Source organism: Paenibacillus sp. E194, assembly GCF_000935845.1.
Taxonomy (GTDB): domain Bacteria; phylum Bacillota; class Bacilli; order Paenibacillales; family Paenibacillaceae; genus Paenibacillus_B; species Paenibacillus_B alvei_B.
The window spans coordinates 1-8,411 of record NZ_JMDX01000239.1; the positions used below are offsets into that span (position 1 = coordinate 1).

The following is an 8,411-nucleotide window of genomic DNA, read 5'->3' on the forward strand; positions in this document are numbered from 1 at the left end:
TTCCATAGTGTTTATTGCGATTGGAATGGTCATGCTTATGCAAGATCAAGGGGGAGTCGTGCTTCTAGGGGGAGTAAGTGTCGCATTTTTCGGTATGTCCGGTGTATATTGCGCATACCGCATGTTAGTCCCTAAGCCAGCTGTCATCCTGACAGCGGATGCCTTCTATGATCAAGCCTCTCTTGGGGCAGCAGGGAGAGTATTGTGGTCAGAGGTAGAAGAGATTAAAGTGTACGATATGATGGGCCAATCCTTCCTGGGAGTGAAGGTGGCCGATCCGGAAGAATTTCTTGCTCGATGTCCAGGCTGGAAACGTTCGCTCATGTCAGCGAACCGAGCATTCGTCGATACGCAGATCAATATCCCTAAGGTTGGCATTCGAGGCTCGCTGGAGCAAGTGGCTCAGGAGATGCTCGGGCACTGGGAGCGTGCCAAATCCCAACATAATTAAGCGAATAAGAGAAGAGCAGGTAACCTCAGTGGGGAGTCCCCATGTGAGGTTCCTGCTCTTTTTTTCGTATGGCAAACCGTTCAGCAAGTATGCGGATCAATCGCAATTCATATTGTTATTCATCTTTGCCAATCTTGACGATGGCTCGCCCAGATGATTGGCCCTGGAGCAACTGGTTGAGAAAGGCAGGGACATCAGTCAGCTGCAATTCTCGAATCCAGCTTGGAGTGTGGGTGAAAGACTTCCACTCCGCCGCGATTCGTGACCAGAGGCGGACACGTTCTGTACTCGGTACGAATACAGAATCGATGCCATATAAGGCTGTCCCTCTCAGGATAAATGGGAAGACAGAAGCAGGAAAAGTTCCACCAGCCGTCATTCCTGTTGCAGCCACGGCCCCGCCGTAATGGAGGGACGCTAGGATAGAGGCAAGAATACCGCCGCCACAGACGTCGATCGCTCCTGCCCAGCGCTGCTTATCGAGAGCCCGAGGCCGCTCTGGAAGAAGTTCCTCACGTGCAACAATCTGCTTGGCACCTAGAGAACGAAGTAACTCTTCATACTGGGCTTTACCTGTAGAAGCGGCAACCTCATATCCGAGTTGTGCCAGCATAGAGACTGCGATGGAGCCGACTCCGCCTGTCGCACCAGTAACAAGGATAGGGCCTTTATCAGTTGTAATACCATGTCGTTCTATCCGTTCGACAGCGAGAGCAGCAGTGAGACCCGCTGTGCCGAATATCATCGCTTCCCTTAAGCTGAGCGAATCGGGGAGTGGAACGATCCAATCGCCTGGTACGCGCACAATCTCACTGAGACCGCCCGTATGGGTCACGCCTAGCCCATATCCCGTTACCAGTACACGCTGTCCTGCCGAATATCGTTCATCCTCTGATTCAATGATGACCCCAGATACATCAATTCCGGGGATGAAGGGGTATGATTTTACGATATTTCCTGTTGGCGAGCAGGCAAGCGCGTCTTTGTAATTCAATCCAGAATACGCGGTACGAATCGTTACGGTTCCCGCTGACAATTGCTCGGTGGTACATTGTTGAACACTTACATCCAGTGTTCCATCCGTTTGTTGGTTAATCCATAACGCTGCAAATTGCTGTTTCATCTTACCTTCGAACCTCCCTTTCATTCCATGCTGCTTATATGTAATTATATAGAAGACAGGCTGATATCACTCGCTTCAGAGTTGGCATTTAGACAGCATTTATTATAAGGGATCAGGTTCTTATTCCTCTGTGATGTATGCAGCAATCAAGCGTGCTGTATTGATTACTGCACGCTGATGAGTGCGTTCCATCGCATGTGAAGCATGAACGCCTGGCCCAATTAAGGCAGCACGGATATTGTTGCCACCGCGAAGCGCAGCTGAAGCATCGGAACCATAGTGAGGGTAAATATCAACTGCATGTTCGATGCCCTCTCGTTCTGCCAGAGCAATAAGAGTGCCCGTCATCATATAATCGTAAGGCCCGGATGAATCTTTCGCACAGATGGACACGTCCGTCTCCTTGCAAGACAGATCATCGCCCATAGCTCCCATATCAACAGCAAGCATCTCCGTTATTTCCTGGGGAATGTAGGATGCACCGTGTCCGATTTCTTCGTAATTCGTAATGAAAATGACAATATCGTGCTTTGGCTGCCATGCGTGGCGCTTCATGCTCTCCAGCAATCCGAACAAGGCAGCTACACTAGCTTTGTCATCCAGATGGCGCGACTTAATAAATCCATTTGGCAAGTGTACAGGACGTGCGTCAAATGAAACGTAATCACCTGTGCGAATGCCAAGTTCTTCGGTATCCTTCTTGGTATGTACAAGCTCATCGATGCGCACAATCATGTTCTTCTCTTCACGTGCGTATTCGCGTGCATCGCTGTATACATGCACGGAAGGGTGGTTCGTCATAATTGTACCTGTGTATGTACGACCGTCACGAGTATGTATGTGGCAATATTCATTCTCCATGGAACTAGACATATATCCGCCTAGTGAAGTTAAGCGCAGTGTGCCATCAGCATGGATGGACCGTACCATAGCACCCAGCGTGTCGACATGGGCAGACAATCCAATGACTTTGTTCGAATCGTGCTTCTCTCCTGCTACCTTAATGACGCCACAGCCTTTTTGAGTCTGCTCGAATGCGTATCCGAGTTGTTCCGCTTCACGGCCAATGCGGGCCATAATATGGTGGGTATAGCCTGTTGGACTCGGTGTATTAAGCAATTCGAGCAGGAAGGAAGTTACGTAATTTTCGTCAATTATCGCTTGGAAGGGTTGTGATGAAATCGTTGAATGATCGGGTGTCGCCATGACTGTATTCCTCCTAGATATGATAAATAGGTACGATTCAATCGCTAACGCTAAATACCAGTGTTAATCAGTGTTAATGTCAGTTCAAATACTAGTTCTGAGACTAGTACCAATCAAGTACTAATACAAGTACTAATGCAAGTTCCAAAACAAGTACCAATGCAAGTGCTGGTGCTAGTGATCAGTCTTGCCCGAATTGGCTGTGCTTGATGTGAATCCCGGGAGTTCCTCATTTGTCGTGTTGTCGCCATGAGGATGGAATTCTTCCAGGTTGTTTGTCGATTCATGATTCTCGAACAAACTAGTGTCAGCGTCGCCTGTATATTGAGCAAGCTGATGCTCCAATTGCTTAATCTTCTTCTGAGAGCGGAACTGCAGGTAGATACTGTATGAACCGACAATTACAGCTCCAAGCAGGGTGCAGCCCAAAATGAGAAGAATGAGCGGTACATCGAACGTGCCGAACAAGAGATTCACTTGTACTGGATTCACGTTAATGACTGCAAATATCGCCGTTATGAGCGCAAATATAAGTCCTGCTAGCAGGGACCATTGAATACGCATTGCAGGTAGCCTCCTTACCATTATGTTTATATATCTATTCTCAGTATAATGTTCGACTTCATTCGCCACAAGTTGAATGGTTGCTCCAATCAAATATTTTCAATATGGAATAAGGATTCATAATACAGACATGTCATGATATGATCATGGGGAGGAATGATCTGGAAGTGAATGGGGGGACATTCATGAATACGAGGAAGGCAGACGTTGTCATTATTGGTGGCGGGCTTGGGGGAACACTGGCAGCTTGGACACTGGCGAATCGGGGCCTGAAAGTGATCATGACAGAAGAGACGGACTGGATTGGCGGCCAGCTTACCAGCCAAGCAGTTCCACCAGATGAACACCCATGGATTGAACAAACAGGATGTACTGCTGCTTATCGAGCATTCCGCAATCAGATTCGGAGTTATTATGCTGCACTTGTGAAGCCGGAGCTGCTGCAGGATCGAGATGCATACGACAATACTTTCAATCCGGGAAATGGATGGGTAAGCCGGCTGTGTCATGAGCCGAATGTTGCCCATGATCTGCTGCAAGCGTGGCTTTGCCCTCACGTTGAGGAAGGGAGTCTGCACATTTTGTATCATACGGTTCCGCTTGAAGCGCACTTGCAGGGCGATGCCGTACAAGACATCACCGTGCTTAATCGAATTACAGGAGAGAAGACAGTACTCACTGGACAATATTATGTAGATGCAACAGAATGTGGTGATGTGCTGCCGCTCGCAGGTGTTGAATATATCGTTGGTGCTGAATCACAGCAGATGACAGGGGAACCTCATGCGTTACCGGAAGCAGACCCAGCTGATTTGCAAGCGTTTACAGTAGTGATGTCGCTGGAGAAGCTGGATGCCAGAGCTGCTGAACGCAATGAGCCGATTGCCAAGCCGGCAAGTTATGATTGGTGGAGGAGCTTTCACCATGAAGGATCGCCTTATCCTTTGTTAAGTTGGTGGGATACAAAGCCGAATGCGACTCATGAATTGCGCAAGTTCATTTGCTTGCCCGACGGTATAGACCCGCTGCCTTTGTGGACGTATCGCCGTACTGTGGACGCATCGCAGTTTCGGGACGGCCATTATGAGGGAGATCTGTCCTTAATTAATTGGCCGCAAAATGATTATTCCATTGCATCTCCTGTTGAGATGAGTTATGAAGAGCGGGATGCGATTGTTGAGGAGGCTAAGCAGTTAAGCTTGTCACTGCTATACTGGCTTCAGACAGAAGCGCCACGTGAAGATGGTGGAGTAGGGTATCCCGAATTCCGCTTGTACCGTCCATCTGTCGGCACTGATGATGGCCTTGCTAAGTCGGCTTACATTCGTGAATCGAGAAGAATTCAAGCCCTATATACGATAACGGAACATGATGTGAGCAAGGAGCTCCGCAAGGGGTTGGGACTTGGCATTCGCCGATATGAGGATAGTGTAGGAGTAGGGCATTATTCTATGGATTTGCATACAACAACCAAGACTGGACGAAGCTGCTATATTCCGACCTTGCCTTATGAAATTCCACTTGGAACTCTCATTCCGAAGCGGGTTACGAATGTTCTGCCTGCTTGCAAAAATATTGGTACGACTCAGCTCACTAACGGGTGCTATCGCTTGCATCCAACTGAATGGAATATTGGAGAATCCGTCGGTCACTTGATCGCTTATTCGATTGAGCAAGAGATCATTCCGCGCAAGGTCTATGAAGATAAGCACCATCTCAGCGCTTATCAAGCGGAGCTGGATGGGGCAGGCGTACAGCGAAGATGGCCGTTCGATGGGACCGAATTCGCATAACGCAGCTAAATCGTTTCTTACGTTCTTACCTATTAGCACGCGTCGTGTCCCTAAGAATTACTCGATTTGATACAAGAGTGGATGTGACAGGATGGCTGACAAAAAAGAGACGCCCAGACAGCAGTTAGTTAGCTGTCTAGCGTCTCTTTTACATTTATTTTGCTGCGAGCTGTTCCATCTCTTTGATAAGGGATTCAAGCAAGCTCATGCCTTCTTCGATTGGCTTCGGAGTGGACATATCTACGCCGGCCTTCTTCAGAATGTTGATCGAGAAGTCGCTGCCGCCGCTCTTCAGGAAGCCTGTGTAACGATCGACTGCCGGTTGACCTTCTTCGAGAATTTGCTTCGCGAAGCTTTGTGCAGCCGAGAAGCCTGTCGCGTATTTGAACACGTAGAAGCTTGTATAGAAGTGAGGAATACGTGCCCATTCCATCTCGATATCTTTGTCGATGACCATGTCATCTCCGTAGTACTTCTTATTCAAGTCATAGTATACGTCACAGAGGAGCTGCGGTGTCAGTGCTTCACCTTTCTCAGCATGATCATGGATAATCATCTCGAATTCAGCGAACATCGTCTGACGGAATACAGTTGTACGGAATTGATCGATGTAGTATGCAAGCAGATACATCTTTTCTTTCTTATCCGTTGTCTTCTTCAGCATATAATCCATGAGCAGCGCTTCATTCAGTGTGGAAGCAACCTCTGCCAAGAAGATGGTGTACTGTGCGTCACGATATGGCAGGTTGTTGTCCGAATGGTAAGAATGCAGTGCGTGACCCATTTCATGCGTCAATGTGAACATGCTGTTCAAATTGTCTTTATGGTTCAACAGCACGTAAGGGTGCGTGCCGTATGCGCCCCAGCTGTATGCGCCAGTGCGCTTGCCTTCATTCTCGTATACGTCAATCCATCCGTTATCGAATCCATCTTGAAGCACATTCAGATACGATTCACCAAGCGGCTTCAAGCTTTCCTTAACAGTTGCCTTTGCTTCTTCGAATGTAATATTCATGTCGAACTCATCGACAACCGGAGCGAATAGGTCGTACATATGTAGTTCCTTCACACCCAGAAGCTGCTTGCGAAGCTTCATGTAGCGGTGCATAAGCGGCAAGTGCTTGTGGATCGTGTCAATCAAATTCGTATATACTTCCTTCGGAATGTTGTCACCGTATAGATACATTTCCAGTGTGGAAGGGTATTTGCGTGCACGAGAATAGAACAGGTTCTTCTGTACGTTTGCATTGAGTGTAGAAGCAATTGTATTGCGAAGCTTGCGATATGTACCGTATACGCCTTCGAAAGCAGCCTTGCGAACTTCGCTGTTGCGGCTTTCAAGGAATTGAATGTAGCGGCCATGTGTCAGCTCTACATCCTTGCCGTTCTCGTCCTTAATCGTTGGGAACTTCATGTCGGCATTGTTCAGCATGCTGTAAATGGTCTCAGGCGCCTTGGACATGCTTCCAACTTGCGCGAGCAGCGCTTCTTCTTGCTTGGACAGAATATGTGCCTTTTGGCGCTGCATTTCAGTCAACGTGAAGCGGTAAGCAGCCAGCTTCGGTTCTTGAATGAAGGCGTTCAATTGCTCATCAGACAAGGACAGAACTTCAGGCGTAATGAAAGAGAGCGCCTCCCCAACTGTTACGCTTAATTGCTTGGCCTTCTCGGACAATGCCTGATATCCAGGTTTCCGCTGTGTCTTCATGATGACGCATGCTCGCATATACGTACAGGCGCTCGGTATGTAGGGAAATATCGTCTTCCAGCTCGAAGCAGTTCTTCAGTGCTTCCGCATCATTCAACTTGCCTTGATATTGCTTCATCTTATCCAACAGCTGGTTAACCAGCGAGAATTCTTTGTCCCATTCTGCTTGAGATCCGAATAAGTCCTCTAATTTCCAGCGGACATCCTGTGGGACTTCTGAACGTTTCCATACTTGTTCCATATGTACCCTCCTCATATATTGATGTTGCGATAATGGCTTCGCTGTCGCTTGCTTATAACTAGCGGCTGTTGAAGCAGACAGTAGGCTGGTCACCATGATGGCAGAGGTGACCAGCCCGATTACCAATTGGCGTGTCGTGGCCATATATCCCCCTCCGGTAGCGTTGCCGTGCGGCAATGGTGCTGTGTGCACACACCGATTAATCTGTAGGGTAGTATGACCAGAGAACGCCAAACTATTTGTTGCGGGCGGCTGTGCTTGTTCCGTTGAAGAAGCTAACTGCCGAGCGCAAAGAAAGAGTAGACAATTAGGAAGAAGGCGAATGTAATCAAGCATAATGCAGTAATCGCCAACGGCCTGCGCAGCTTCTCTGGCAGCGTGTCTCTCTTCCAGACTAGGATCACTCCAAGTGAAAATGCAAGCAAAATAAAAATAAGGTTCGTTGATGAATTCATAAGCATCCTGCCTTTATACTTGCTTGAATTTGTCCATGATCTCGTTCCATTCTTCTTCCTTGCCTACGTAATCTTCTTTAGGAAAGCGTTGTTCAGCCCAATGCATCAAGGCCGGACGGCTCAAGAAGTTATGGCATTCTTCTCCCCATTGTTCGGATATTTCACGCAATACGATATAACGGCCTTGTACTTCAACCGTAAGCATATTCCAGTTATCCTTTTTATAAATAACATGTTTCTTCATCATAATTTGGTTCCCTCGTTTCTTGGTGCAGGGCACTGTCACTCTAAGTTGTAAGCGGTATTGCCAAGCAGTTTGTCTTACCGATCATGATACCTTAGCCATTAGATGAAATCAAATCTGAATTCACTGGAAAGCCGCAATATAGACCACATTAGTTGCAATTTTTTTAGAAATCTTTTTTGTGGGAAAAGTTGCGTTTGACTTTTTGCTTAAGTATAATATTACTATTCGCCTGTCAGGGCGAAGAAGTGAGGAGGTTTTGACTTTGAAAGGTACTGTAAAATGGTTTAACGCAGAAAAAGGCTACGGATTTATCCAAGTGGAAAACGGCGAAGACGTATTCGTTCATTTCTCCGCAATCCAAGGCGACGGTTTCAAATCACTTGACGAAGGCCAAGAAGTAGAGTTCGATATTACTGAAGGCAATCGCGGTGCGCAAGCAGCTAATGTCATTAAATTATAATGAATTGTCCCGTTAAGGGCTGTCATTTATAAATAGTGCACTAGCAACGCCAAGCAGCCATGTTCATGTTGAGCATGGCTGCTTTTTTTATGTTCTTATCTTATTGCTGTAACCTGAACCCATTATTCTGTTCCCTGTATGTTCATCTCGCTGTTCATGAAGA

The 8,411-nt window shown here is 47.2% G+C and carries 8 protein-coding genes and 1 pseudogene; 3 read left to right on the plus strand and 6 right to left on the minus strand.

All coding sequences use genetic code 11. The features are described 5' to 3' along the window. Window positions 1-451 (plus strand): STM3941 family protein (locus tag AZ66_RS32085; protein WP_044357100.1); only part of this gene is annotated, 451 nt, incomplete at its 5' end. Between the two features lie 115 nt (window positions 452-566). Here the strand turns inward: AZ66_RS32085 and AZ66_RS23645 are convergent. From AZ66_RS23645 to AZ66_RS23655, 3 genes are all read right to left on the minus strand, one after another. After that, window positions 567-1,574: an oxidoreductase gene (locus AZ66_RS23645; protein WP_044357101.1), complete on the minus strand. Its 1,008-nt coding sequence runs from the start codon at window positions 1,572-1,574 to the stop codon at window positions 567-569. A 120-nt stretch (window positions 1,575-1,694) separates the two neighbouring features. Further along, window positions 1,695-2,780, minus strand: a complete 1,086-nt coding sequence (locus AZ66_RS23650; protein WP_044357102.1) for a M42 family metallopeptidase — start codon at window positions 2,778-2,780, stop codon at window positions 1,695-1,697. A gap of 174 nt (window positions 2,781-2,954) precedes the next feature. After that, window positions 2,955-3,344 carry a LapA family protein gene (locus AZ66_RS23655; RefSeq protein ID WP_021260129.1) on the minus strand — a complete coding sequence of 130 codons (390 nt, stop codon included), beginning with the start codon at window positions 3,342-3,344 and terminating at the stop codon, window positions 2,955-2,957. 185 nt (window positions 3,345-3,529) lie between these two features. Here AZ66_RS23655 and AZ66_RS23660 point away from each other — a divergent pair, with 185 nt between their 5' ends. After that, window positions 3,530-5,137, plus strand: coding sequence for an FAD-dependent oxidoreductase (locus tag AZ66_RS23660; RefSeq protein ID WP_044357103.1), 1,608 nt, complete (start codon window positions 3,530-3,532; stop codon window positions 5,135-5,137). A gap of 154 nt (window positions 5,138-5,291) precedes the next feature. On the opposite strand, the pseudogene pepF reads toward AZ66_RS23660, so the two are convergent. The 3 genes and pseudogenes from pepF to AZ66_RS23675 form a co-directional block, all read right to left on the minus strand. Beyond that, a pseudogene (gene pepF, locus AZ66_RS23665) lies at window positions 5,292-7,086 on the minus strand (oligoendopeptidase F). Window positions 7,087-7,361: 275 nt separating this feature from the next. Then, window positions 7,362-7,541 carry a hypothetical protein gene (locus tag AZ66_RS23670; protein WP_021260126.1) on the minus strand — a complete coding sequence of 60 codons (180 nt, stop codon included), beginning with the start codon at window positions 7,539-7,541 and terminating at the stop codon, window positions 7,362-7,364. A 13-nt stretch (window positions 7,542-7,554) separates the two neighbouring features. After that, window positions 7,555-7,788: a hypothetical protein gene (locus AZ66_RS23675; RefSeq protein ID WP_021253250.1), complete on the minus strand. Its 234-nt coding sequence runs from the start codon at window positions 7,786-7,788 to the stop codon at window positions 7,555-7,557. Window positions 7,789-8,050: 262 nt separating this feature from the next. On the opposite strand from AZ66_RS23675, the gene AZ66_RS23680 reads away from it, so the two are divergent. Next, a complete protein-coding gene (locus AZ66_RS23680) occupies window positions 8,051-8,248 on the plus strand; it encodes a cold shock domain-containing protein (protein ID WP_036619908.1) in 198 nt (65 codons plus the stop codon). The last annotated feature ends 163 nt before the right edge of the window (window positions 8,249-8,411 follow it).

Coding starts and splice junctions, on each gene's coding strand:
- AZ66_RS23645 (WP_044357101.1), bottom strand. CDS start 1,574: ATGAAACAGCAATTTGCAGCGTTATGGATTAACCAACAAACGGATGGA.
- AZ66_RS23650 (WP_044357102.1), bottom strand. CDS start 2,780: ATGGCGACACCCGATCATTCAACGATTTCATCACAACCCTTCCAAGCG.
- AZ66_RS23655 (WP_021260129.1), bottom strand. CDS start 3,344: ATGCGTATTCAATGGTCCCTGCTAGCAGGACTTATATTTGCGCTCATA.
- AZ66_RS23660 (WP_044357103.1), top strand. CDS start 3,530: ATGAATACGAGGAAGGCAGACGTTGTCATTATTGGTGGCGGGCTTGGG.
- AZ66_RS23670 (WP_021260126.1), bottom strand. CDS start 7,541: ATGAATTCATCAACGAACCTTATTTTTATTTTGCTTGCATTTTCACTT.
- AZ66_RS23675 (WP_021253250.1), bottom strand. CDS start 7,788: ATGATGAAGAAACATGTTATTTATAAAAAGGATAACTGGAATATGCTT.